The sequence below is a fragment of the Thermoleptolyngbya sp. PKUAC-SCTB121 genome (genome assembly GCF_016919485.1).
In the GTDB taxonomy this organism is placed as follows: domain Bacteria; phylum Cyanobacteriota; class Cyanobacteriia; order Elainellales; family Elainellaceae; genus Thermoleptolyngbya; species Thermoleptolyngbya sichuanensis.
This window is the reverse complement of sequence record NZ_CP070366.1, coordinates 5066678-5093022: the sequence shown is the minus strand read 5'-3', so window position 1 is coordinate 5093022 and position 26345 is coordinate 5066678. Positions and strand designations below refer to the sequence as shown.

Genomic DNA, 26345 nt, shown 5'->3' with positions numbered 1-26345 from the left:
TCTTGACTAGATGAAGGGTTGCAATTGCTTCTTGCTCACTAACTTATATATCTGCATTAAGCTCTTTGCTTTTTGCTCCCAGGAAAAGTGGGCTTGAACATGTTCCCGTCCTGCCTTGCCGAGGCGCGATCGCAGTTCTGCATCTGTTGCAAGCTGAGTCATGGCGCTTGCCAAATCGCAAACTGCTTGCGAGGGGGAGTGGGCTGCGACTTTGATTCCGGTACTCTCGGTAACTTGAACGGCTGGCCCACCCAAGTCAAAACAAATGACTGGCCGTCCACACGCCATCGCTTCCAAACAAACCCAACCGCCAGAATCATGAAGGCTAGGATGCACCAAAATATGGCTTTCACCCAGTCGATTTAGGGTTTCATGACGAGGGAGCTTACCGAAAAACCTTACCTGCTTTGCAACTCCTAAGTCATCTGCTAGCCGTTGAAGGCGATCGCGCTCCGGCCCCTCTCCCAAAATCCAATATTCTGCGTCAGGCAGCTTTGCGGCGGCAAAGGCTCGGATGCCCAAATGCAGACCTTTCCAGTGCAGCAACCGAGCCATGCTAATAAACCTCACAGGGTCTGAAGTAGGTGGCCACAGGGTTGAAAGCTTGACAATTTCTTCTTGAGAAAGCCCTGACTCTGAGTAAAGTTCTAAATTCTGAGCGCCCATGCTCCGCAGGCGTGCGGCAGTGTCTTTGGTCGTCGCCCTGACCAGAGCGCTGCGAGCTGCCGTCAAGCGCGTGAATGGATCAGCCTCGCCTAGCCGATGGGATAAATAGCGCAGCACTTCATATACTCGCGCATAGAGATCAAACTCTTCCCAAAACGCGGCAGGAGCCATTTCACCACCACCCACAGGCCCCCAAACAAACGGCACAGGCAAAAGACTCAGAAAGCTGGGCGAGGAATAGCGAACGTAAGTAACGTGGTGAATTACGTCCCACTGAATCTGCGACAATAAGCGTTTTGCAGTGCTGTAGGCGCTGAGTTGCCAAAGATAATGATGAAGATGAACAGTCTTATTACTACGATGCCAAAGCTTTGCACCCGGAACATCGCAATAAATAAACTGCAAATTTGGGAATGGATGCTGAGTAAGTTCGGCTTCGATAAAAGGGCGATTGTCTTCACGGGTGAGAACCCAGACGGGGTGATGCTGGGCGATCGCCCGCGCTAAGTTCCAGCCTACACCTGGCTCCGACCCCATATTGGGGCGACAGGCATAGGCCGACAGCAAAATGCAGAGAGGCTGGTTCATGTTGATTCGCCTCCCATGACCATGACTGCAACATGTCTTAGAAATACGCCTGCTTGCTGCGGGCTATAGTCAGCCATGATTGCTTTTGAACGCTCTCCCATCGCAGCAATCTGAGACGGATCGGTGATCAAACGCTGCATCGCGGCAGCCAGCGCCTCTGGGTCATTGGGCGCAAAGCAATAGCCATTTTCACCCTCTCGCACGAGCTCTGCTGCACCCGCCCCTGTAGAACACAGCACCACCTTTCCCAGCAGCATCGCCTCCAGCACCACCATGCCCCAGGTGTCTTCCAGTGTGGGCAACACAAATACGTCTGCATGATGAAAATAGGTGCTGATGTCGTCATAGCTGATCCGCCCCACCCAAGTGACGCAATTCTCTAGCTGATGCTGCTGCGCATATGACTGTAAATCTTCTTGCTGCGGGCCATCACCCACTAACAGCACGCTGAACTCCTTACTTCCTGCGTCCTTCAGGAGCTTGCATGCATCCAGTAAACATGACACCCCTTTGCGGGGCACCATACTGCCCACAAAAAGAAAAACTGGATGCCTCAAATCTGAAAAACGGAGCAACTGACCCGGAACAACAATCTCCAGCATTTCATTCACTGCTGCCAGAGAGCGCACATCCGGCACTTCATAAGGCTGAGCAAAGGTTCGTTCTGGCGGCGATCCCAGGCAGTCAATTAAATACTTTTGCCCAGTGCGACTATTGGTAATGCAAGCATCAGCAGCCCACACCATTGCTCGACGCAACGCCAATCTGAGGGGTGAATTTCGATAATCTACTCCCGGCGAACTGCCTTCGTATGCAATGACGACTTTCCATCTGCCTAGCCATTTTGTTAGCAGTGCAAACAATGTCCAGATGCCAAAGGAGCTAGAAAACACAACTTGAGGGCGATATTGGAACAGTCGAGGCAAGATCTTGGGTGAAAGATAAGTAAAGTTATTGCCATAACTGGTAACAGACTTCGTAACTGTCACCACTTTTTGCTTACCAACCATCTCTACGTCTAAAGGATTTTCTAGTCCTTTTGCAAAACCTGGAAATAGCCCCGTAAAAACCTTGGTATGCGGAAAATATCGAGTCAGTTCACTCAAAGCGGGTTGCCAATAAAACCAGGTCGTTGGCAGCAGCCAGGCAATTTTAGAGGTGCTGGGCTTTTGCATAAATCTCCTGGCTGACGCACTCACTTAGGATAGAAGTAGAAAATTTCGTTGAGGTATGATTTGCAATGAGCTCGTGTGTTCTGTGGAGATTAATATTGATTTCTTGACCTTGCAAAATGTAATGGGTAATTCCGTTGGCGATCGCCCCTGGTTTTTCCGACTGAATCGCTAGCCCCAATTCATACTGGCGCACCAGTTCACCCATTAATCCATAATCCGAACTCAGCACGGGCTTTTGGTGCAACGCGGCCTGCATCAAAATGCCGCTCATACCAACATGCTTTTGATACAGCGCCAGCACCACATCTGCTATTTCGATATATTGATGCAGCACCGAATCTTCTACAAACTCATAGCGCTCTAGAATTTGAATCGGTTTGCACTGACGCAGCAGCGATACTGAACGAGCAATTCGCGGCTGATCACCAGCATTAGCCTCCCCTAACAAAATCAAGCAAACCTGTTGGCAAACTTCATCAGGCAACAGTTCCAAGCTTTCCAGTAGTGGATATATCCCTTTACGGGCAGTCAGCGCACCAAACAGGAGAAATACAGTGCGATCGCCCTCAATTTCTAACTGCTGGCGGAGTTCGACCCCAGAACCGGCCGACTGGTAAGCCAAATCGACCGGATCGGCTAGCGCACAGACCTTGACATGGGGGGGCGGCGTGATATGGCCTGGTGCAATCGGGTCGAGGGAAAACAGCGTGCGAAACTGGGGATGGCGCAGCGCAGCGCCGAGGATCAGGCGATCGCGCCAGGCCTGTAGGCGATCGCGCCAGGTTTGGGGGCGGGGGCTAAAGGTGTAGTAATGGAATGTAGGGCGAAAGTAAATCCCTGAAACAGGGCAAGGAAACGATAGTCCAGCTGCCATTGGCAAAAGACAGGTGTCTAGATAGAGCATCAGCGCATGGTCAGCTTGCAGCAGTTGGGCATACCTGGCAAACAATCGCCATTCCTGGAAGTTGCGAAGGTTGCGAGCAATGCCAGAACTGCGAGATTTCAGCGCAGTCTGTTCAGCTTCGGTAATCGCCACAAACTGAACAGAGGCACCCTGGCTGCACTGCCGCACTACATCGGCATGAACCTTGAGGAACTGGGGCGACACGACGAAAAAGAGCGTTCCCAGGGGCGATCGCGCCGTCCAACCTTTACACAGGTGCAAAATATAGTGTGGATGATGACCGTAGATCGACAGGTCAAAACAAACCAGGCTGAACTCTAGGTCTGTAGATGGGATCTGCATGGGAAGTGTGGTTATGCAGGGGGCATTCGAGCCAGTAAGTCTTGGTAAAGCTCTAGATAGCGACAAGCTTGTAACTCAAGTGAAAAGGCGTGTTCAGCTTTTTGGCGAGCAGCCACTCGCAGTGATTGCTCCGAATCGGAATGCTCCAAAATCCAGCGGATTCCTTGGGCTAAGTCCTCAATCTCAAACGGGTTGGCAAGGTAGCCATTGTGCTGATGATCCACAATGTCCGCCAGTCCCGTGCCTTTGAACGCAACGACCGGCGTGCCGCAGGCCATCGCCTCAGATGCCGTCTGCCCAAACGCTTCTTGTAGCGATGGCGCTACAAATACATCCGCAGCGGAATACGCCAAGGCTAATGTAACGTCATCGCTGAGATGTCCCAGATAACGGGCAGGAAAACCCAAATCAACAGGAAACTCCGGTTTGGAGGAGCCGAACACCACGACTTCAGCTTGCGAATTCAGTTCAGTCTGAGCAAGTTGCTGTAACGCGGGCTGCAATAGCTGAAATCCCTTACGCCGATCCTGGGTAGCGCTAATGGCCCCGAACAGGATCAGCTTCTTATCTGGCGGCAGGTTGAGGGCGAATCGGGCCGCCTGGCGATCGATCGGCTTATACGTTTGCGTATCGAGGCAAAAGGGAATAATCTCGATACGCAAGTCTTTGAACAGGGTACTGGCACGAGCGCACTCTGCGAGCCACTGCGTTGGGGAAACAATCGTCAAGTTGAGATCCTTCCACGCCTTCGCTTTACGCTGCCAGGTGCGACGAGATAGGTCATTTTCGCTGGTGCTGCCGAGATGGGGACAGCTTCCGCAAGCCTGGGTGTAGCGATCGCATCCCTGCGTGTAGTGGCAGCCGCCAGTGAACGGCCACATATCCATCAGCGTCCACACGATCGGCTTTGGGATGCGCGTCAAGCTTTCAATAGGCAAGTAGCTATTTAAAATCCAGTGAAGATTAATAATATCAGGGTTAAGCTGCTGGATACGGGGAGAGATTCGGTTGGGCGTACGCTGGATGTCAAAAACTGATTTGTTGACGTGGGGATAGGGACGCAGCGCTAGTCCATCTATTTCAGCACGAAGGCGACTCGCGACTTGTCCCAGTAGGGTCTTTGGAGACAAGACAGTGCGATCGCCACTGGTGCTTTTTTGCACAAGCATCCAGGAATCTGCTCCGAGCGATCGCAACCCCTGATGCACCCGGTAGGCTGCCCGCGCTGCGCCGCCAATGGTGTCAAAGGTGCTGAGATGTAAAATTTTCATGCTCAGGCAGCCTCTTCATAGTTTTCTCGACGCATGACCATTTCTGGACCGCGCCCCCGAAGAGCATTGGCAACAAAGCGCAAGTAGGTTTTGAAGCTATCCACATAGGGGGCGATCGCATCGCCTGTCATCAAAATGCGCGGGTTTATGGAAGCGTGAAGTTTGGGTGCGTTTGCTGCATAGAGTGGCTTGTACTGAGCCGGATAAAAGTGTGCCGTTAGCGACTTGCGGCTATGTTGTGGATTAGTATTTTTGTAGGCTCCGTGAATGGTGTAAGGGTGCCAGAATAAAACATCCCCTTTTTCTAAGGGAAAAGCCTTATATTGATAGTCGCTATTGTGAATCAGCGTGATAATTTCCTTGCGATAGTCTTCATGATCACTAAAATTTTTGGCATTGGCTCTGGAAATTACTCGTCCCCTATGGCTTCCGGGTAAAACAAAAAAGCAGCCTGCATCTTCTTGAATATTTTCTAATGCATACCAGGCTGCAACCATATTGCCGGGTGGATCAGCATCTAGGTAATAGTGATCTTGATGCTCGATTGTGCCAGTTGACTTATCAAACAGCATATTTTGTATCATCACATGAGCGCGATCGCCCGATAAAACGCTCAGAATCTCGGCCACCGTTGGGTCAACCAAGCAGCTTTCAATAGCGCGAGATAGTCGAGGCGAAAACTTCAAATTCGCAGGATTTAGCATCGAGTTTTCAATAAATCCTGCTTCGGTAAGGCGAGGGCGGGTGGGGATATGGGTATCCTGGCTGTTGAAGACAAACAGGCGATCGCGCTTCTTTTGCTCAACCAGATCCAGCAATACGTCAATCTTGTCAAGCTTCAAGGCCTTGCAAATAATAACATAACCTTGCTCTCGGTAATACTGTTGAATCTCCTTCGGCTGGTTAACTGAAAATTTTGCAATTGACATGATGTATTTCCAGGAATAGACTGCAAGCTATTTTTATGAAGCACCGGAAGAACATTGCCTGAACAAATCAAGAAATCATTAGCATTCTGATTCATTCACCACCCTCAAAATGCCAATCAGGATTAACCATACTGTAAGGGGTTCAGAGGCTAGCAGATCAAGGTCGCGGAAAACCAAGGGAACTAACAGAAATGAAGTTACTTTACCTTAAATCACTTTTTTGCCAAGCATGCGTAGCAGTTTCGCTCTGGCACGGGTCATTAAGCTAGGGTCAAACAGGGTATCTTGCTCAAACTTGTCAGCCGCTCGATTACGAATTAAATAAGGCGGATGCTTAAGAGGAAACTGCATTGTTTCCGTCTGCATATTGGCATACTGGCTTCGCTCGCTCGTCGTTGTTGTATGTGTTGCATCTTCGCCAAAGCCAATATTGGAAACTAAATTTACACCTGGCAAAATACTTAAACCATTCTGCAACCAGCTAGACAACAGCCAGCGATAAGCCCAAGAAGCAGACTGATACCTTCGCTCGTAAACTGACTGAAAGATACTAGTCCAATAACCAACAGAGCGAGAATCCCCCAGTATATCTTCCAGAAGATTTTCAGACTTTACCATCTCCCAATTAAGCATGTCATAATCGAAGTATTTCCATGCTCGACTCCATGTTGCCCATCCCCAACAGTGAGCATAGCGAGAGAAATAATAGCTAAATTTAGTTGAATTGCGTCCAAACTGAACATTTTTTCCGCATATGGACATAACTCTAGCATCGTCTCGATAGCGGTCTAAAAGTTCTTCACAGAAAGAAAAGAAACTGGAGTGAGGGACACAGTCATCTTCCAGAATAATTGCCTCATCAACTAACGAAAATACCCAATCCAGACCAGATGCGACTCGCTTTCCACAGCCTAAATTATGTTCCGAATAGTTTTTTAGGATTTCACATTCCCAATCAACCTGATCGATGATTGCACGAGTTTGAGAACACCTCTTTGCATCATTAATATTCTCACTTCTCGGCCCATCTGCAATCACAAAGAGCTTTTCAGGTTTAGCTTGACGAATTTTATCAAGCACTTTCAGGGTCTTATCTGGTCGATTAAATATAATAATTGCCACAGCTTTTTTCATGATTCTAGCCAGTCTAAAACGGTTTATTCCGTCGCAAATCAAATCCAAAAGATTAAACTATCCCAAAATGGTCTTTTGAATCAAAGATTTGGCAATAGCAGAGTTTTTCTGATAAGAATCAACAATAATTTCATTCAAGGATGGCATTTGTCTCTGCAACAAGTCATCCAGCCTCTGCCGTACAAATGTATCTTTATCATGAATATCTAGTATCAAGGATTCCATACTATAATCAATAAAAATTCCTGATATTTTCGTATGCCTTTTTGAGTCTATAACAGCCACAGGCAGAGATCCAAAAGCCATAGAAAACATTAGGACATGAAGCCTATTGCTAAAAGCAAGACATGAACTTGAATACACCTTTTCCATATCTCTTGCTGTCACTCTAGAGTCCAGAAGATCAACTTTATGCGTGCTTTTGTAGCGCTCATATATCAACTTTGACATAGATTCATCGCGCTCAACTTGATGGCAAACCAGAATCTTCTTTGATAGAACGTTCGAAGCATATTCTACAATTCCATCTATCTTGGAGAATAGTAGATTTTGATATTCTTGAGCGTCTAAATGCTGACCCAAGAAACCAGGAGTTGAATCTCGGAAGCTAAGAATTACAAACTCTCGAGACTCAATAGAGGGCCTTTCTCGCGTATATCGTGTTTCCATTAACCAAGCTAAATCAGGAAAATATACTGTATTCTGGATTCCTATACTTTCGGCATAGCTTTTTGACGAGCTGTCTCTTACAGAATTAAAGTACGTTAGTCTAGACTGCCATCTTTCTAGGCTTTCCCGTCTTCCCCAAAAGGGGCCAATGGAGCAACCAAAACGGCAACGTCTGACTCCAGACAAGTAGATCAGGGTCGAGTTTATCAATATTCTGAAAAAAACACCTCCTAGCACTTTCATATCTCCATAACTGTGTCCAGGATTGATAATCACAAAGGTATTTTTTTTGAACCCGGACAGCCTTCTGATACCTGCCAAGATAATGCGAACACGAAATTTACTTCTGGATTCCTCAATAATTTCCTCTGGTAGCAAGCCAAGTTCTTGTCTGTACCATTCTGGAACACCATTGACATTGACTACCAGTCGTGCATAATTCCTCACTTCTGATATCAGAATCTTATTAATGAGGAGATCGCCAAGATTATCAAATTGAGTTATTGCACTATAGAAGGCCAAAGCTTTGCTTGGGCTATCAATCATCTTTTTCATAAGTCTTATATTTCAGCCTAGTATTTCCTGCGTAAGCTAATAATTTTCAGAATTCTCAAGAGGCAATAATTTCCCTATATTTTCCAGATCTTAAAACTTTTCCAGTCTCCAATAGATAGACTCGATTGCAATGTTCTACTGTCGATAAGCGATGGGCAATAATAATTATTGTTTTCTTACCTGACAGTGCTTGAATTGCTTCGCTTACCTTCTTTTCGGTCTCGTTATCCAAGGCAGAAGTAGCTTCGTCGAGTACCAGCACTTCTCGCTCATGATAGAGCGCTCTGGCAATGCCGATTCGCTGTCGCTGTCCACCGGAGAGCATCACGCCGCGCTCTCCGATGCGAGTATGAATGCCTTTGGGGATCTGGGCAATCAGTTCCTCTAACTGAGCAGCGGCGATCGCCTGCTCTAACCTTCTATAGTCAATCAGATGATCCGGAACCCCAAAGGCAATATTTCGTTCGATCGTGTCGTCTAACAGGAAAATAGATTGTGGAATGTAGCCCACCAAGTTTTGCCATGCTCGCAAATCTCGGTAAATAGACACCCCATCAACGGTAATATCTCCACTTTGAGGCGTAAGCAAACCTAAGATAATATCGACCAACGTGGTTTTGCCTGCTCCAGATTTTCCGATAAACGCAATCGATTCTCCCTTTTGAATCTCTAACGATACATCGTTAATTGCTGGGTCTAAAGACGTTGAGTAGCGATAAACCACATTCGATAATCGAATCTGCTGCTGAAAGTCCATCGCAACTGTATGGTTCAAAGCTCTTTCCCTAGACCCTAGGCTGCTATTGCTAGATACAGAGAACCGTTGTTCAATTTCCTTCAGATCAGCATATAAAATATCCGGGACGTGGCGAGTGCTTTGCAGATTACCAATGGTAGACATGAGTTGGCTAGCGGCAGGCACCAGGCGAATCGAAGCAACTGCAAACACACTGAGGCTAGAAATTAGTAGATCTGTGCTACGAGATAGAAAAAGCTGTGAAATTGCAATGAATGACACGATAAACACAACTAACACTGTTTCAATCAAAATGCGAGGCAACATGTCAAAGCTTGCAGCAAAGGAAGCCGCCTGAGCATATTGCTTTGCATTGCTAGCCATTTGCGCTTCAAAGTAGGGCGCACAGCCAATAACACGAGTTTCTTTAAATCCACCTAGCCCATGATTGAGCGTCTTAATAATGCCTTGCAGTGCCTCTGAACTCTTTCGTCCCCAGCGCTTTAATCGATGTCTCATGAAGTAAATCAGCAGCACAACAGGCAGCAATGCGGAAAGGGTTGCGGCTAAAAGAAGCAAATCTGTTGCCGCCATTAAGACAAATAGAAAAACTAGAATAAACAGATTTGAAACGCCGTACAGCAAGGACAGTAGAATCTTGTAACAGAACTCCTGCGTTTCGAGTGTGATATTCTTAATTAGACTTGATGAGTTTTTGGAAATGAAGTAATTGTAATCACTATAAAGATAGGCATGATTTAAAGTCTGAATCATGTTAGCCCTATGCATATGGCTGAACTTAAGAATATACAGCTTAGAAAAGAAGTAGAGTGCTGACTTCAGAATAAAAGTTACAGCTATGAAAATACAGAGAAAAGTAATCACGCCTCTTGTAGAAGATATCCTTAAAGCACCAAATATTCCTGACAGAGCAGAATTCTGCTCAATAATTTGTGGATCTGAAACAATTGTAAAAAAGGGCCCGAGCATCCCAATTCCCAGAGTTTCAGCAAGTGAAGAAATAGTAAATACCAGAAATAACAGCGGGATCTGCCTCTTTGAATTCCCTAAAATAAACCAGATCTTCTTCAAGTATTGCAGCATAGGAAGGTAGTGCGATTCTTAATTCTTCTAGAGCTTTCGGCTCATTAGCTTTAAATTAAAAGCTTTGGTACTCAAGCTAGCTTTCTAACTCTAAACTGGTGCTCTCCAAAAAATAAACAGCGTGATCGCCCTTCTGCCTCTCGAAGGCAAGTTAACAGAATGCAACATGAACTCGAAGCCTTCTGTATCCAAGTTCATGAAGGCTTCGTGGAAATCCGGAGTATTCGAAAATTTGCTGATGCGGTGTTTGGTTTGTCCAGATTTTCGGAGGGTGCTTTTCGCGACGCTTTGCTGAGGGCAGATGTGCTGAGGATCTGAAGATGTGCTGAGGATCTGAAGAGGATTAGGGGGTGATGAGCAGGAAATTGTGGGGCGATCGCCCGCTGCTCCAGAAAAAATCGACCCCTGCCGTTAATCCGACTTTCCGTAAAAATCCGGGCCCGAATGCGGAAAAGCGTAAATATCTAACAGAACCCATGTCGTCTGAGCAACCGACCGATTTTGGGAATCTATCTCAGCATTCGGAACGTTGTTGTCAAGCCTCCCACAGATTCTCAGCAGCCTATGAAAAGCGAACCCAACTTTCAACCCAATTCCAATCCCCAGCGCTTTGGCTGGCCCACGTCAGAACCTGTTCTGGCCAGGCTAGAGACAGTCGATCAGGGTACTATCAATAGCGCTGCGGGAGAAGAATCCTGGAATATCGGCTGGGTCTTTGCAGCGCTGCGGCGACGCGCCCCAATTATCCTGGGCGTGGCTACTGGCACTACAGCAGCCGCCGCGTTTTTGATCTTGAACCAGGCAAACAACACGCCACCGTCTTACATCGGCAGCTTTGATTTACTCGTAGAGCCAGTTACCAGCGATGTCCAAGCCAGTCGCCAAACAACGGCTGCCCAGGTTGACGGAGTTGGCAGCACAGACGTGAGTCGGCCAAGGTTAGACTACCCTACTCAAATTCGGATTCTCCGCAATCCGCAACTGATCAAGCCCCTAGTCGATCGCCTCCAGGCGCGTGATCCCAACTTGACCGATGAAGTTGCGCGGCAGATTTTGGAGCGGCGGCTTGTGGTGGAACGTCTCAGCAACCGCATCGGCAACAGAGACGAAAACACGAAAATTATCCGAGTCTCCTATCAAGATAGTGATCCAGCAGTGGTGCTGGCTGCGCTGGAAGAGCTTTCAGGTAATTACTTAAAATACGCCCTAGAGCAGCGCCAAACCAGCATTGGGCAAGCAGTACAGTTCATTGATGACCAGCTTCCGGCATTGCAGGAGCAGGTCGATCGCCTCCAGGCACGGCTGCAGGCCTTTCGAGAGCGCAACACGCTGATTGATCCGGCTCTGGAGGGCACGCAACTGACGCAGCAGTCGGGCACTTTGCGGCAAGAGCGACTGGCCGCAAATACCAACCTGGTCGAAGCGCGATCGCGCTATGCGGCCCTAGCTGCGAACGATCCCGTCGCCATCCTCAGCCAAGCACCCGAATATGGCACGCTGCTGGGACTGTTTCAGCAGTATGAAGCAGAACTGGCCACCGAGGCCGCTCGCATGACCGACCTCAACCCCGACATGCAGTATCTCCAGGAGCGGCGCAACAACATCCAGCAGTTGATTAACCGCGAAGCGCGGCGCGTGTTGGATAAAGTCGAAGACCAGATCCGTGTGCTAGAAGACCGAAACCGGGCGATCGCCCAGTCCGAGAGCCAGATTCAGCAGCAGATCCGCAATCTGCCTGCCGCCGCCAACGAATACGACGAACTCCAGCGGCAGCTCAACATTGCCACTGGCATTCTCACCGAGTTTTCGGCCCGGCAAAAGGCGCTCCAGGTCGATGCTGCCCAGGAGCAAACCCCGTGGGAGCTGATCAACCCCCCAACCCTGCTGCGTAATGCGAACGGCGATCCAACCAACATCGCCAGCATCAACGTTAGCCAGTATTTGCTTCTCGCAGCATTGTTAGGGTCGCTGCTGGGCGTTGGCGTGGGGCTGCTGATCGAAATCCTGGCCGATCGCTATCACGCGCCGGATGAACTGAAGATGGGGGCGAGGCTGCCTGTGCTGGGGCAAATTCCGCTCCAGCCGATGCCAATTTTCACGGCTGACCAGCAGCTCTCGCCGTTGTTTCTGGAATCATTCCAGTCCTTGCTAACGCGGGTGAATTTGCTGAGTGCGTCGCAGCCGCTGCGATCGCTCGCCATTAGCTCCGCTACACCGGAGGAAGGCAAATCCACCGTGGCGCTGTATCTGGCGCAGGCGGCGGCCTCGCTGGGGCAGCGGGTGCTGCTGGTGGATGCCGATTTGCGGCGACCGACGCTGCACGAGCGGCTGAGCCTGCCGAATGATCTAGGCTTGACGGATTTGCTGAGCGACAACGATGTGTCGCTAAAGCAGGTGATCCGGCGGCGATCGCCCGACTCCTCGCTCTACATCATCACCGCAGGCTCAATGGCTCCCAACCCCATCCGTCTGCTCACGTCGCCCCGGATGCAGGAAGTCGCCCGCCAGTGCGCTGGTCTGTTTGACCTGGTGATTTACGATACACCGCCGATTCTGAACCTGGCAGATTCCAGCGTTGTCGCCGCCTACACCAACGGCACGCTGATCGTCGCCAGCCTGGGTCAGGTGCAGCGCAAGCAATTGTCCGACGCGCTGGAAACCTTCCGCGTGTCGAACCTGCCGATTTTGGGCATTGTGGCGAACCGGGTGCGGGTCAACGAGAAAGCAGTCTATTCTGCTTATACGAGGGTTTAAGGGAGAAGAACGAAGAACGAAAAACGAAGAACGAAGTTTGCGCCTCCCTCACTCTGGCGGCGGCAGGGGCGCAACGGGTTCGGTCGATTTTTGCAGGATCAGGTTTAGGTCATAGCGAGTCGTGCGATCGCCCTCAATGGCAGTGGTAATGCCGAGCGATCGCATTCCTGTTAGAAAAATCTCGGCCCCATTCGGCAGATTGGGCAGTGGAAAGGGGGTGTCGCTCGTCAGCAGCCGCTCAATATCGATAAAAAATTGCCCGTTTTGATTGTTCAGAGAGGTCGTGGTGGCGGCCAAAAAGTCTGGATCGGTAGACAGGGGCGTTTCGGACTGGGGCAGCAGGCTGGGAAGCGTGCCCGTACCCAGAGTCAAAAAGGCGGTGTTGTTATTCAGCCAGCCGTGGGTTGCGTTGATCGAGCCAAAGGGCGATGCCCAGCCCACCACGGGTTGCCCACCCACCTCTGCTCGGGTAACGCGAAACCGATAGCGACTGCCCATCACCTCGTCTAATTTGGCAAGGGAGGCCTCTGCTGCGGGGCGATCGCTCGTTTCCGCCACCCAGGCCAGCGACAGACGACGTTCGCCCGTCGCATCGGGCTGCGGCAACAGCGCCAGAGCAAATTCACCATTCATCCAGTCCACCAGATCCGTTTCCAGGTTCAGCCCAGTGGTGCTGAGCAGCCCTTCGCGCAGCATGTTGGGGTTCAGCGGATTGCGGGGATTGACTACGCTGCCCTGCTGGCTATAGCCCTGCCAAAACTGCTGGAAGCTGCTGCCCGAAACCACCATCAGCGCATCGTCTGGCAATCGCTTCGGCAAATCTCCGGCATTGTTGATCACCCGATAGCGATTCTGACTGTCGGCGGGTAGCCAGTTAAAACCCCGCAGTTGCACCCCCGTTTCGGTAAGACGGGCACTGGCGACTAGACCCTGATTGTTTTGCAGGGGCGTTAGGCCCAACAGCGGTGCTGGCTGGATAGAATTCGCAGCGGCGATCGCCTTTGCCTGGGGCCCGTTGACATACAGCCGCGCAAAGGGTTCAGGCACGGCCGTTTGCGCCAGGGCCAGGGAATAATTCGGCAACTGGGTCAGCGCCTCGCCGCCCTGATAGGTATCGATCGCCCGTTCAATCGCCGAAGCCGTGTCCGACAACAGCACCAGGCGATCCTCCAGCACCGCCGCGCTGAGGGTCTGTCCTTCGGTTCCTGCGAGGGTGCGGAGGGCAATGCCCTTGTGGCTGCGAGCAGGGGCAGATGCGCCCGCCCCCAGTCGCGACAGGCTTTGCTGTGCCTTTTCGACATCTTCGATCGGCAAGATCCAGAGGGCAGGCGGTTTTTCGGTTTCCGCAGCCGGAGCCAGCAGCACCAGCGTCACCTCGTCGCCCACCCAGGGCTGAATGTCCTGAGCATAGCGATAGCCCTTGGACGTGAGCAGGCGATCGCGCCAGTTCACCAGCGCTTGATCGAGTCGGGCGCGGGTCTGGGGCGTGCCAAATTCACGCAGTTGTCGCCACTGGGCCGGGCGGGTAGAAATCGACAGCGCCAGCAGCGCATCGCGGGGGGCGGCTTCCAGCCCAGCGGGTACATCGGAGACTGCGCCCGGTTTGGGCTGGCGAGAGAGCCAGTAGCCCAGCCCGCCGCCTGCAATTAGGGCGATCGCCGCCCCAGTCACCAGCCACGCCCCCGCACCGTTTCCCTTGGGCTTTTTTTGATTCATGTCTTTCTTTCCTTTCATGCCGATGCTGCCATCAGGATAGCGAGGAAGCGGGGCAATGCAGACGGCTTTCGCTCCAATCGCTTTGCTGTAGCATGGGGTTGCACGCATCGCAAAGGAGCAGGTCAACTCGTGGCGTTTGCAATCGGTCTGTTGGCATTTTTCATCACGCTGGCGCTAGTGCAAGCGGTGGTCTACTTCCCGATTGTATTGGTCAACCATTTGTTCCATTGGCCCGCGTGGCTGGCGATCGCCCTCGGCGCGATGCTCTTTTCCTGGCTGCTGGGAGAACCGTGGGACGAGCCGTTTTAGAGCGAATGATTGACTCAGACGCAGAGAACTGAATCATGGTAGGTAAACCTCCACCATCAGCATTGCATATCGGGAGAAATCAAAGATTTTGGAAGTTAGGGCGATCGTCCCCAGTCACACAAAACTCGGAGTTCTGAGCCATCCTTCAGGCAAGAGCCTTATTTTGGCTTTAGAACTCCGAGTTTTAGCCCAGCGATCGCGCCCAGTCACACAAAACTCGGAGTTCTGAGCCAGTCTTCAGGCAGAGCCTTCATTTTGACTTTAGAACTCCGAGTTTTAACAAGCGCCTAACGCCAATTAAGCCTCACTCTCTTGCTCAACCGCTTCCGCCTTCCGCTTCCGCAGTGCCATTGCACCCATGCCAACCAAACCAGGCAACAGAGCCGGAGTCGGAATGGAGTCAGGGTTCACAACCGTCCCATTCCTTGCCTGAAAGACATAACGTCCGTCTACAGTTGAGTTCAAGCGATTAGCAATTAGACTGTTTGAACCACCATCTAAGAATGCTCCGTTAATAGCTGATCCGGGAAGCTCAAACGCCGTGTTAACTCCGTTAGAATAGCCCACCCGTGCAGAAAACCCGCCTAAACCATTATCGCCGCTGCTGGCATCACCTGTTTCCCACTGGATTTGGTCGTAGTTAAATTCAATGTCAAAGTTACCTGCACCCGTGTCAGAACGATCAATTAGCACAAGCTGGAATGTGTTTAGTTTGTCAGTCTGATTGCTGAAATACCCTACTCCGGGCCAATTAACACCGAATGCTGTACGTCCATCTACGGTGCCAGTACCAAAGGATACGATACCGGAACCAGATCCACGGGTGTCTACATCTGCAAAGAACGGCGCAATGATTGGGGTGCTGGTGGACAGAAGGTTAAATGGAGTGAAAGTACCCAACGCGGCATTAAACGTTACGTTTCCGTTGTTGTTAACGAACAAGTCAGAGTAGGTACTTCCGAAGAAGTCAATTGAAAACCCAATACCTACTGCTCCTGTGGAACCATCATCGTTTGCAAGAAGCGTGTTGGCATTAAATACCCCTATACGCACAGCTGCAGCACTAGCCGATTCAGTAAGGGATATTGTTGTTGCCAAAAGAGCCATTAAACCGAGACTAGCACTGATCAATCTTGCTACTGACTTGGATTGACGCGAAGAAAAAGTAGCTATCATTTGTACTCCTAATAAGTCAAGATAAGTCAAGGTGAATGGTAGGAGTCCCTGAGAGCTATAGCAATTTCTAGCCTAGTGAGGCGTATTTTGATTAATCTATTCAGTGAATTTACTTTACCCTTAACTCAAATGCGACCCTACTCACTAGATCTTAGACAAAAAATTATTGATGTCTACATTGAAGGGAATACGTCGCAACGTCAAATCGCTCAACAATTTCGAGTTGCTTACAGTTTCGTGCGAAAGCTGATCAAACAATATCGGGAAACAGGTGAGATTGCCCCCAAACGCCGCACTGAGCAAACGCCAACCAAATTAAGTAATGAGCAACTAGAGATCCTAAAAACGATTGCTGAATCAAATCATGACGCGACATTGGCAGAGTTGTGTGACTTGCTGGAACAAAGGGTCGGTTGCAAAGAACGGCGCAATGATTGGGGTGCTGGTGGACAGAAGGTTAAATGGAGTGAAAGTACCCAACGCGGCATTAAACGTTACGTTTCCGTTGTTGTTAACGAACAAGTCAGAGTAGGTACTTCCGAAGAAGTCAATTGAAAACCCAATACCTACTGCTCCTGTGGAACCATCATCGTTTGCAAGAAGCGTGTTGGCATTAAATACCCCTATACGCACAGCTGCAGCACTAGCCGATTCAGTAAGGGATATTGTTGTTGCCAAAAGAGCCATTAAACCGAGACTAGCACTGATCAATCTTGCTACTGACTTGGATTGACGCGAAGAAAAAGTAGCTATCATTTGTACTCCTAATAAGTCAAGATAAGTCAAGGTGAATGGTAGGAGTCCCTGAGAGCTATAGCAATTTCTAGCCTAGTGAGGCGTATTTTGATTAATCTATTCAGTGAATTTACTTTACCCTTAACTCAAATGCGACCCTACTCACTAGATCTTAGACAAAAAATTATTGATGTCTACATTGAAGGGAATACGTCGCAACGTCAAATCGCTCAACAATTTCGAGTTGCTTACAGTTTCGTGCGAAAGCTGATCAAACAATATCGGGAAACAGGTGAGATTGCCCCCAAACGCCGCACTGAGCAAACGCCAACCAAATTAAGTAATGAGCAACTAGAGATCCTAAAAACGATTGCTGAATCAAATCATGACGCGACATTGGCAGAGTTGTGTGACTTGCTGGAACAAAGGGTCGGTGTTCGGATTGGCGTTTCGACGATGTTTCGTATGTTAGAGAAACTGAACTTAACCCTTAAAAAAAACGCTGTATCCCGACAAAAAGGAAACTGAACGGGTGCAAATCGAACGAGTCAAATTTTGGCAACTGGTTCGAGGATTCCTGGCTCAAGACTTAATCTTTATTGACGAATCAGGAGTGAACCTGGCTTTGGCTCGACTCCGGGCACGTGCCCCGAAAGGAAAACGAGCCCATGGCAAGCGTCCCAGCAAACGAGGGAAACGGGTCTCGATTCTTGGTGCAATTAGCCTTAAAAAGGTAATTACCTATTCCAATCTCATCGGTTCAGTCGATGGACTTACCTTTGAAGCCTTCATTTCCCAGAGACTCGTTCCTAAGTTGTGGAAAGGGGCATGTGTCATCATGGATAACTGCTCGATTCATCTTGGTGAAGAAGTTAGGAGGTTGATTGAGGATGCAGGTGCTAAACTGATGTTTCTACCGCCGTACTCGCCGGACTTTTCACCCATCGAGAATTGCTTTTCAAAGATTAAGAGTATTCTGCGCTCCCTTGGGGCACGGAGCTATCTTGATCTAGACAAAGCCATTGAGGAGTCCTTCTCCCAAGTGTCATTGAATGACCTACAGAATTGGTTCTCCCATTGCTGTTACTATGCCTCGCCAGAATGAAAAACGCTATAATTTATGAAGCAAATCTTAAGAAGCCTGAAACTCTTGGCATGTGTGGCTTTGAGGTCATGCTTGCCCAGGAAAAGCGGTTTCTCGGAAATCCTTGATTAACAAGGCTTTCAGGCTCCTTTACAAATTAGCTCTGAAGCGTGACCAGCAGAAGCTAGACCAATTTGGCTTTTAAAGTTTTGATTTTAGTGGGTAGAAGCTTGATTCTGAGTGCTTGTGGGCATAACGCCATGCGAATCCCATTGATTCGATCGAGATGGCGTAGACTTCACAGCACTGGAAATGGATGACGTGGAAGATGCTTGCCCAAAAGGTCTTTTGGTTCCGGTCAACACTGTTCACAGTTTTACTCCCCCCCCCGAAATAATCTAGTGTTTCCGTAGTTCTTCAGGGAAACCTTAATAAAGGCTGCGAGTTTCTACGTAGTAAGTTCATAAAGCAGGTGTTGGGTGCTTTCTGTATCGTAAAAAGCATGGATGATGGGAACGGGGCGATCGCGCTTCTACCCATGACGAACTTAGTGCGATCGCCATCGCCAAATCGTCACCATTCTCGATACTCAAGTATAATTAATCCAAAATTCCATCAATAACTTCCAGCGGTAAATTCTATGGTGGCAGACTCTCTGAAATGGACAACCAGAGACCTTGAAGTCATGCCCGATGATGGGGGCTGGAAGCGCTATGAGATTGTGGATGGAGAGCTTTACGTGACCCACGCCCCTCATATTCGCCATCAAGGTGCTGCCAATCGGATTAGCACACGGCTCGAAGTTTGGTCAGACGAAACAGGGTTAGGTCATGCCTACCAAACGCCCGGTCTGGTGTTTACGCCGACGGATGCGGTGATTCCTGATGTGGTGTGGGCGAGTCATCAGCGGTTGGAAACTGGAATCGATCAGGCAGGACATTTCATCATCGCCCCAGAACTGGTCGTGGAAATTCTTTCAGAGGGGGCGCAGAATCAGCAACGAGACAAAGAATTCAAACTTAAGCTCTATTCGCTATACGGAGTGCAGGAATATTGGATTGTGGATTGGCAGGCTCAGGCGATCGCAGTGTATCGCCACAGTGAAGGAATGCTGCGTCTGGTTGGGACGTTCTCGCCGCAGGATGAACTCACTTCGCCGCTGCTACCGGGGTTTTCGCTGCGGGTTCAGGCGGTTTTTCAATAGCCTTAGCTCTCACGCAAGACAGTTAGCCACCTTAACCGGGCTGAGACTGCCGCTGACGAATCGCGTCGAGAGTGCCTGCCGGAATTGCGTCGATGAGTTGGCGGGTATAGGGCTGCTGGGGCTGGCGATAGATCTGCTCTGCCGGGCCGATTTCCTCAATGCGCCCGCGATTCATCACCATAATGCGATCGCTCATAAATTTCACCACGCTGAGGTCATGGGAAATAAAAATGTAGGTCAGCTTAAATTCGTCCTGCAATTCCTTCAGCAAATTCAGCACCTGCGCCTGCACCGACACGTCCAGCGCCGAAACCGACTCATCGCACACAATAAAGCGCGGGTTTAGCGCCAAAGCGCGAGCAATGCAGATGCGCTGCCGCTGCCCACCGGAAAACTCGTGGGGATAGCGGTTGCTCCAGCGCGGGTCTAGCCCAACGCGCTCTAGCAGGTAAGCGACACGCTCCTGGCGGCTGCGGGCGTTGCCGATGTTGTGAATCTTCAGCGGCTCCAGCACGGCCGCACCAATGCTGATGCGCGGGTCGAGGGCGCTGAAGGGGTCCTGGAAAATAATCTGCATGTCGCGGCGAAGCTGCCGGAGCTGGCGCTGATCCAGATGCGTCACGTCTTGCCCGTCAAAGACAATCCGCCCACCCATCGTGGGAATCAGCCGCAGCAGCGCCCGCGACAGGGTAGATTTGCCGCAGCCCGACTCGCCCACCAGCCCCAGCGTTTCACCCGGATACACCTGAAAGGTCACGCCGTTGACCGCCAGCAGATAGCGCTGGGTTCTGCCAAACAGGCCGCGCACCGGAAAGCCGACTTCCAGATTTTCCACAGACACTAAGGGCGATCGCCCCTGCAAGGTAGCCAGCCGCTCCTGGCTCTCGGCATCGGTAATCTCGTCGCTCAACTGGCGCTGGCGTTCCCGATCCATCGGCTTTTCGGTAATGGCGATCGCCCCGTCGGGCCCGGTCTCCACCTCCATAAAATCTGCCACCGTCGGCAAAAACCGCAGGCGACGATCCGGCTGGGGACGACACGCCAGCAGCCCCCGCGTATAGGGATGCTGGGGGTTAGAAAAAATGTCCATCACCGGGCCCATCTCCATCACCCGCCCGCGATACATCACCGCCACCCAGTCGGCAATTTCAGCAATAATACCTAGGTCGTGGGTAATGAAAATAATGGACATATTGCGGCGATCGCGCAGTTCTCGCAGCAAGCCCAGAATCGTCGCCTGCACCGTCACATCCAGCGCCGTCGTCGGCTCGTCGGCAATCAGCAGCACCGGATTGCAGGAAATCGCCATCGCAATCATCACCCGCTGGATTTGCCCGCCGGAGAGTTCATGCGGATAGCGGTCGAGCATCGCCTGCTTCTGACGGATCACCTCTTGCTGAATCTGGCGATCGCTCAGTTCCCGCTCCGTTATGCCCCCCCGTCCCACCGTGGGCACTCGCTTTTGCCAATCCTCCACCACGCGCCGCTCCAGTTCCGCATCGCTGGGCAACAGCCGCACCTCTTGCAGCAGCCCCATTGCCCGCCGCCGCGCCTCAGCTTCGGAAATATCCGTGTGCTGCCGAATCGCCTCCACGAGTTGAAACCCACACGTATAAACCGGGTTCAGCGAACTCATCGGCTCCTGAAAAATCATCGAAATCTTGCCGCCCCGCAGCCGTCGCCGCTGTTCCTCGCTCAGCGCCAGCAGGTTCACGGGTTCTGCCTCCGGCGACTCGCGAAACCAGATTTCGCCCGCCGTTACCCGCCCCGCCGGCCGCGGCAGCAGCCCCATCACCGCCAGCGACGTGACCGACTTCCCCGACCCCGATTCGCCCACAATGCCCAGCGTCTGTCCCGGCTTCACCTGCACCGAAATGTTGTCAACCGCGGTATTCAGCCGATCTTCGGTTTTGAACTGCACCTGCAAGTTGCGAACCTCAAGCACTGGCGCGAAATCAACGACATTTGGCATAGCGAACGATCCATAGGATCAGTGAGTTTGCAAAGATATCTGTAATTCTAGTGATTCTAGCAGCGTCGGCGAGAAATCCCCCACGCCTCCGTCCACACCTGCGATCGCGCCTTTGTTATGGATAGAAAGTTTGAGGTTAGACACCCCACTGCTCCAAAGGGTCTAGCAGTATTTTTTGTTTTTCAGAAAATTAAACATCGTTTGAGACTTGAGCCGTAATTTGCTACGGTTTATTACAGATAAATAAGCAAATGTTGGATTTTGTTTACAAAGCTCTTTGACGTTTTGGTTTCTTGACCCTAAATGACCTTTTACGGATTGCTCAGAGTGTTGGCCACGATTTCCCAGAGTGTTTGTACTTGAGAACTGGGCCAGGTTGGCAGTAGTGATTTAATGCTCACCGTTTGTTGACCTAGGCAGGGGCGATCGCCCATCTGCACCCCGCAGCCACACTCCGCATTAGCGTGCATCCACCAATTCTGTCAGGATTGTTCCATCAGGATAGTTCCATCAGGATAGATAGATGAACTGGACAAAGCGACCTGTATAGTAAGGTCAAGTTGAGTTTTGCTACGTCCGCCCCTTAGTCTAGATTGCTCTTGCAGGCAGGTAGTTTCATGTCATCGACCGTTGCACCCGACCAGGTTAATCGCATTGTCTGGAACCAGCACCACGACCCCTTCGAGGTACTTGGCCCCCACCAGATCACACAAGACGACAAAACGGTTTGGGTTGTTCGCGCCTATCTGCCAAATGCCGACGCAGCCTGGGTGGTTTGCCCCGAAGAGCGCACCGAGTACCCGATGGAAATCACTCACCATCCCCACTTTTTTGAGTGCCTCCTAGATCGTGCAGAACTCTCCAACTATCAACTCCGCATCAAAGAGGGCGACCACGAGCGGGTCACCTACGATCCCTACGCTTTTCGCTCGCCGCTGCTGACCGACTTCGACATCCACCTCTTTGCCGAGGGAAACCATCACCGAATCTACGAAAAACTTGGCGCACATCTCACCGAAGTCGATGGAGTCAAGGGGGTATACTTCGCCGTCTGGGCCCCCAATGCCCGAAACGTTTCCGTACTGGGTGACTTCAACTGGTGGGATGGCCGCAAACACCAGATGCGTCGCATAGGCAACGGCATCTGGGAGCTATTCATCCCAGGACTAGGCGTGGGCACGCACTACAAATACGAAATCAAAAACCAGGAAGGGCATATTTACGAAAAATCCGATCCCTACGGGTTCTTCCAAGAGGTGCGCCCCAAAACTGCCTCTATCGTGGCAGACCTGGAAACCTATGAATGGCAGGATCAAGATTGGATCGAAAAGCGTCGCCAGACCGATCCGCTAACCCAGCCCATCTCTGTCTACGAAGTCCACCTCGGTTCCTGGCTCCACGCCTCCTCTGCCGAACCCTACATCCGCCCTGATGGAACCGAGGAGCCGCCTGTCATTGTCGCCGACCTCAAACCGGGCGCACGCTTTCTGACCTATCGTGAACTTGCTGACAAGCTCATTCCCTACGTCAAGGAATTGGGCTTCACCCATATCGAACTACTGCCGATAGCCGAACATCCCTTTGATGGCTCCTGGGGATACCAGGTCACAGGCTATTACGCTGCGACCTCGCGCTACGGCTCTCCCCAAGACCTGATGTATTTCATCGATCAGTGCCATCAAAATGGCATCGGCGTTCTGGTAGATTGGGTTCCGGGTCATTTTCCCAAAGACGGTCATGGGCTGGCACTATTCGACGGCACACACCTCTATGAACACGCTGACCCGCGTAAGGGCGAACACAAAGAGTGGGGCACGCTGGTCTTCAACTACTCTCGAAACGAGGTTCGCAACTTTCTCGTTGCCAATGCCCTGTTCTGGTTCGACAAGTATCATATCGACGGCATCCGGGTTGATGCGGTCGCCTCCATGCTTTATCTGGACTATCAGCGCAAGCCTGGAGAATGGGTGACTAATCAGTATGGTGGTCGAGAAAACGTGGAAGCGGCAGACTTCTTGCGCCAGATGAACCACGTTATTTTCAGCTACTTCCCTGGCATCCTCAGCATTGCAGAGGAATCGACGACCTGGCCGATGGTGTCCTGGCCGACCTACGTTGGCGGGCTTGGGTTTAACCTGAAGTGGAACATGGGCTGGATGCACGACATGTTGGACTATTTCCACATGGACCCGTGGTTCCGCCAGTTCCACCAAAACAACATTACCTTCAGCATCATGTACGCCTTCAGCGAAAACTTTATGCTGGCGTTTTCTCATGATGAGGTGGTGCATGGAAAGAGCGCCATGATCGGCAAGATGCCAGGAGATGAATGGCAAAAATATGCCAACCTGCGATGCTTGTATACCTACATGTACACGCATCCGGGCAAGAAGACGCTGTTCATGAGCAACGAGTTTGGCCAGTGGAGTGAGTGGAACGTGTGGGGCGACCTGGAGTGGCATCTGCTGCAATACGAACCGCACCAAAAGCTGAAGCATTTCGTAAGCAAGCTCAACGAGTTCTATAGAAGTGAGCCAGCGCTCTACACGCAAGACTTTTCCTACGACGGTTTTGAGTGGATTGATTGCAACGACAATCGCCACAGCGTTGTATCTTTCATTCGCCAGAGCAAAGATCCTCAGGAATATGTGATTACGGTCTGCAACTTTACGCCCCAGCCTCACGCGCACTATCGTGTCGGCGTGCCGGAACCTGGATTCTATCGTGAGTTGTTTAATAGCGATTCGCGGGAATATGGCGGCAGCAACATGGGCAACCTGGGCGGAAAGTGGGCTGATGAGTGGTCGTTCCACGGCCGTCCTTACTCGATCGATCTTTGCCTGCCGCCGTTGGGGGTGCTAGTGCTGAAGGTCGATCGCAGCAAGACTCGCGAGATTGCGGGTTCGGAGCCTCCGGAGGAATCACTTTAGCGAATCTCCTGAGCCGGTTTTTGTGTCATTTACAGGTAGAGATTGATGGCGATCGCCCCCCATCGGGCTTTGCGTCCTGACAGGGTGCCGACAGGGTTCGTGTCCATTGTCGGCGCGGGCCCAGGGCTGCCAGATTACCTGACCTTGCAAGGGCGATCGCGCTTGGAGCGGGCTGAAGCGGTTGTCTACGATGCGCTTGTTTCTCAAGAGTTGCTCGACCTTGCGCCAGCAAACTGCCAGCGCATTCACGTTGGAAAGCGCGGGGGGCAGCCCAGCCTCAAGCAATCAGAAATCGATTGTCTTTTGGTTGACCTGTGTCAGCAAGGGCTGCAAGTTGTTCGGCTCAAAAGCGGCGACCCGTTCATCTTTGGGCGGACTGCGTCTGAAATTCATGCCTTGAACGCAGCAGGCTGTCACTTTGAAGTCATCCCTGGTATTTCCTCAGCCCTGGCAGGGCCCCTGTTGGCAAGTATCCCTCTAACAGACCCGGTGCTAAGCCGCAGCTTTGCTGTGGTGAGTGCCCATGAGCCAGATGCGCTCAATTGGCAAGCGCTGGCGGGGATCGATACGCTGGTCGTGCTGATGGGAACCCAGCAGCTTGCGGTCGTTGTGGAGCGGTTAATTGCCAACGGGCGATCGCCCCACACCCCCATCGCCATTATTCGCTGGGCCGGGCATCCTCAGCAGCAAGTGTGGACAAGCACTCTGGAAGCGGTCGTACGACAAACCGCCCACGAAGCGTTGTCACCCGCCGTCATTACAATTGGTGAAGTTGTTGCCCTCCGCCCCTATCTTGATCCCCCGTCCTCAGCCCAAAATGGAGTTAGCTCAGTTCCCTCGTCAGCTGCAATCGCGCCCGTGTCCAACTCCACCTTGCAGATAAATTCTCCAGCAGATCAGCCCATGCCGCTGCCCCTCTCCGGCAAAACAGTGGTAGTAACCCGCGCCGCAGGGCAATCTAGCTCCTTTACACAACTCCTGCAAGCCCAGGGCGCAACTGTGTTGGAAATGCCGACTCTGGAGATAGGCCCGCCCTCAAGCTGGGATGCCCTCGATGGGGCGATCGCCCATCTGCCCAAGTTCCACTGGCTGATCTTGACCTCAACAAACGGGGTTGATGCCTTCTTTCAGCGCCTGTTTGCCCAAAATCAGGACTCCCGCTCCCTAAACGGAATCAAAATCGCTGTGGTCGGACAAAAAACAGCCGCCCAGCTCCAGCACTATGGCATTCAGCCCGACTTTATCCCGCCTGATTTTGTGGCTGATGCCCTAGTCGAGCATTTTCCCGAACCTCTGCAAGGGTTAAACATTCTCTTCCCAAGAGTCGAAACGGGCGGTCGAGACATTCTCGTTCAGGCTTTTACCCACAGCGGCGCAGCAGTCGTCGAAGTCCCTGCTTACGAATCAAGCTGCGCGAAAGCCATCGCGGCAGAAGTACAACACGCCTTTCAAAACCAAAACGTCGATATCATTACGTTTGCAAGCTCGAAAACAGTACACTGCTTCAAGCAACTTTTCACCGCTTTTTGTCAAACTCTGGACACTAATCCCAGCTTACTGTCAAGCTCCATCTGCTTGGCATCGATCGGTCCCCAAACCTCACAAGCCTGCCAAGCCGCATTTGGACGAGTGGACATAGAGGCAGAAGAGTATACTTTGGAGGGATTGACGCAAGCATTAGTCAAATGGGCAAAGAGTTCCTAAACAAGCAGGGTGACTCTATGAGCGATTGCGGCTATAGTTCTACCCGGAGTGCGCCACCCCGCACAATTGGACTCACTGGCGGCGTTGGGATGGGAAAAACCACGATTTCAAACTATCTAGCAACAGTCCGACAGCTTCCCGTACTAGATGCCGATGTATATGCACGAGAAGCAGTTGAACCTGGGTGTGCCGTACTCCATGAAATTGTGGAACGATATGGGCCAAGTATCCTCATGCCCAATGGACGACTCGATCGCGCCCGACTCGGAGAAATTATCTTCCATAGTCTGCCAGAGCGTCTTTGGATCGAGCAGCGCATTCATCCCTACGTGCGTGATCGTATCACCGCAGAGCTACAGGAATTGGCACGGCGGCGAGAGGCGATCGCAGTCGTCGTCGTGCCGCTCCTATTCGAAGCCCGCATGACAGATCTAGTCAACGAAATCTGGGTCGTCAACTGCCCTCGCGAACAGCAAATTGAACGACTCATGCAGCGAGACGTAGAAGGCTCCGGCAACGGCCGCCTCAGCCTAGAACAGATCCACGCTCGCATCGACAGCCAAATGCCAATCAGTCAGAAAATCAGCCACGCCAACGTCATCATTCAAAACACCTCAACCCTGGACGATCTGTTCAAACAGATCGACTGGGCACTCCAACACGCATCAGAATCATCAGCCTCTTGACA

19 protein-coding genes are annotated in these 26345 nt (G+C 51.2%); 8 read left to right on the top strand and 11 right to left on the bottom strand.

The genetic code is table 11. The features are described from left to right. Positions 1–6: 6 nt before the first annotated feature. From JTM80_RS20760 to JTM80_RS20725, 8 genes are all read right to left on the bottom strand, one after another. Positions 7–1254 carry a glycosyltransferase family 4 protein gene (locus JTM80_RS20760; protein WP_172356422.1) on the bottom strand — a complete coding sequence of 416 codons (1248 nt, stop codon included), beginning with the start codon at positions 1252–1254 and terminating at the stop codon, positions 7–9. Then, positions 1251–2429, bottom strand: a complete 1179-nt coding sequence (locus JTM80_RS20755) for a glycosyltransferase family 4 protein (protein ID WP_172356423.1) — start codon at positions 2427–2429, stop codon at positions 1251–1253. The genes JTM80_RS20760 and JTM80_RS20755 overlap by 4 nt, the downstream gene beginning before the upstream one ends. Then, positions 2407–3675 carry a glycosyltransferase gene (locus tag JTM80_RS20750; RefSeq protein ID WP_172356424.1) on the bottom strand — a complete coding sequence of 423 codons (1269 nt, stop codon included), beginning with the start codon at positions 3673–3675 and terminating at the stop codon, positions 2407–2409. Before JTM80_RS20750 ends, JTM80_RS20755 begins: the two co-directional genes overlap by 23 nt. 11 nt (positions 3676–3686) lie before the next feature. Further along, positions 3687–4946 (bottom strand): glycosyltransferase family 4 protein, encoded by a 1260-nt coding sequence (locus JTM80_RS20745; protein WP_172356425.1) that lies wholly within the window; start codon positions 4944–4946, stop codon positions 3687–3689. A gap of 2 nt (positions 4947–4948) precedes the next feature. Next, positions 4949–5875 (bottom strand): phytanoyl-CoA dioxygenase family protein, encoded by a 927-nt coding sequence (locus JTM80_RS20740; protein WP_172356426.1) that lies wholly within the window; start codon positions 5873–5875, stop codon positions 4949–4951. A gap of 207 nt (positions 5876–6082) precedes the next feature. After that, entirely contained in the window at positions 6083–7009 is a 927-nt protein-coding gene (locus JTM80_RS20735; RefSeq protein WP_172356428.1) for a glycosyltransferase family 2 protein, read from the bottom strand. Between the two features lie 57 nt (positions 7010–7066). Further along, positions 7067–8233, bottom strand: a complete 1167-nt coding sequence (locus tag JTM80_RS20730; RefSeq protein ID WP_205370225.1) for a polysaccharide pyruvyl transferase family protein — start codon at positions 8231–8233, stop codon at positions 7067–7069. A 55-nt stretch (positions 8234–8288) separates the two neighbouring features. Then, positions 8289–10073, bottom strand: coding sequence for an ABC transporter ATP-binding protein (locus tag JTM80_RS20725; protein ID WP_172356432.1), 1785 nt, complete (start codon positions 10071–10073; stop codon positions 8289–8291). A 564-nt stretch (positions 10074–10637) separates the two neighbouring features. Here JTM80_RS20725 and JTM80_RS20720 point away from each other — a divergent pair. Further along, positions 10638–12827: a tyrosine-protein kinase domain-containing protein gene (locus JTM80_RS20720; protein ID WP_205370224.1), complete on the top strand. Its 2190-nt coding sequence runs from the start codon at positions 10638–10640 to the stop codon at positions 12825–12827. A gap of 48 nt (positions 12828–12875) precedes the next feature. Here JTM80_RS20720 and JTM80_RS20715 read toward each other — a convergent pair whose 3' ends face one another. Continuing rightward, positions 12876–14543 (bottom strand): DUF3352 domain-containing protein, encoded by a 1668-nt coding sequence (locus JTM80_RS20715; protein WP_205370223.1) that lies wholly within the window; start codon positions 14541–14543, stop codon positions 12876–12878. A 129-nt stretch (positions 14544–14672) separates the two neighbouring features. Between JTM80_RS20715 and JTM80_RS20710 the strand changes: the two genes are divergently transcribed. After that, a complete protein-coding gene (locus tag JTM80_RS20710; protein ID WP_172356438.1) occupies positions 14673–14852 on the top strand; it encodes a hypothetical protein in 180 nt (59 codons plus the stop codon). A 297-nt stretch (positions 14853–15149) separates the two neighbouring features. Here the strand turns inward: JTM80_RS20710 and JTM80_RS20705 are convergent, their stop codons facing one another. Beyond that, entirely contained in the window at positions 15150–16058 is a 909-nt protein-coding gene (locus JTM80_RS20705; RefSeq protein ID WP_205370221.1) for a PTPA-CTERM sorting domain-containing protein, read from the bottom strand. Positions 16059–16115: 57 nt separating this feature from the next. Between JTM80_RS20705 and JTM80_RS20700 the strand changes: the two genes are divergently transcribed. The 3 genes from JTM80_RS20700 to JTM80_RS20690 all read left to right on the top strand — a co-directional run bounded on the left by JTM80_RS20700 (position 16116) and on the right by JTM80_RS20690 (position 19051). Then, positions 16116–16583: a helix-turn-helix domain-containing protein gene (locus JTM80_RS20700; protein ID WP_205370219.1), complete on the top strand. Its 468-nt coding sequence runs from the start codon at positions 16116–16118 to the stop codon at positions 16581–16583. Between the two features lie 330 nt (positions 16584–16913). After that, positions 16914–17868, top strand: a protein-coding gene (locus JTM80_RS20695; protein WP_205371487.1) for an IS630 family transposase whose coding sequence is annotated in 2 segments (ribosomal slippage) — positions 16914–17257 and positions 17256–17868 — 957 coding nt in all. Because the reading frame shifts where the segments join, the coding sequence is not laid out codon by codon here. A gap of 619 nt (positions 17869–18487) precedes the next feature. Beyond that, a complete protein-coding gene (locus tag JTM80_RS20690; protein ID WP_172356442.1) occupies positions 18488–19051 on the top strand; it encodes a Uma2 family endonuclease in 564 nt (187 codons plus the stop codon). A gap of 31 nt (positions 19052–19082) precedes the next feature. Here JTM80_RS20690 and JTM80_RS23365 read toward each other — a convergent pair whose 3' ends face one another. Next, positions 19083–21023 carry an ABC transporter ATP-binding protein gene (locus JTM80_RS23365; protein ID WP_172356444.1) on the bottom strand — a complete coding sequence of 647 codons (1941 nt, stop codon included), beginning with the start codon at positions 21021–21023 and terminating at the stop codon, positions 19083–19085. A 617-nt stretch (positions 21024–21640) separates the two neighbouring features. Here JTM80_RS23365 and glgB point away from each other — a divergent pair. Genes glgB through coaE form a run of 3 tightly spaced genes read left to right on the top strand, consistent with a single transcriptional unit; the run spans position 21641 to position 26343 of the window. Further along, the gene (gene glgB, locus JTM80_RS20675) at positions 21641–23953 is read left to right on the top strand and encodes a 1,4-alpha-glucan branching enzyme (RefSeq protein ID WP_172356446.1); all 2313 of its coding nucleotides are present in this window, start codon (positions 21641–21643) and stop codon (positions 23951–23953) included. A 45-nt stretch (positions 23954–23998) separates the two neighbouring features. Then, positions 23999–25657, top strand: a complete 1659-nt coding sequence (cobA, locus tag JTM80_RS20670) for a uroporphyrinogen-III C-methyltransferase (protein ID WP_205370217.1) — start codon at positions 23999–24001, stop codon at positions 25655–25657. A 17-nt stretch (positions 25658–25674) separates the two neighbouring features. Beyond that, on the top strand, positions 25675–26343 hold the full coding sequence (coaE, locus tag JTM80_RS20665) for a dephospho-CoA kinase (protein WP_205370215.1): 669 nt from the start codon (positions 25675–25677) through the stop codon (positions 26341–26343). Positions 26344–26345 lie beyond the last annotated feature (2 nt).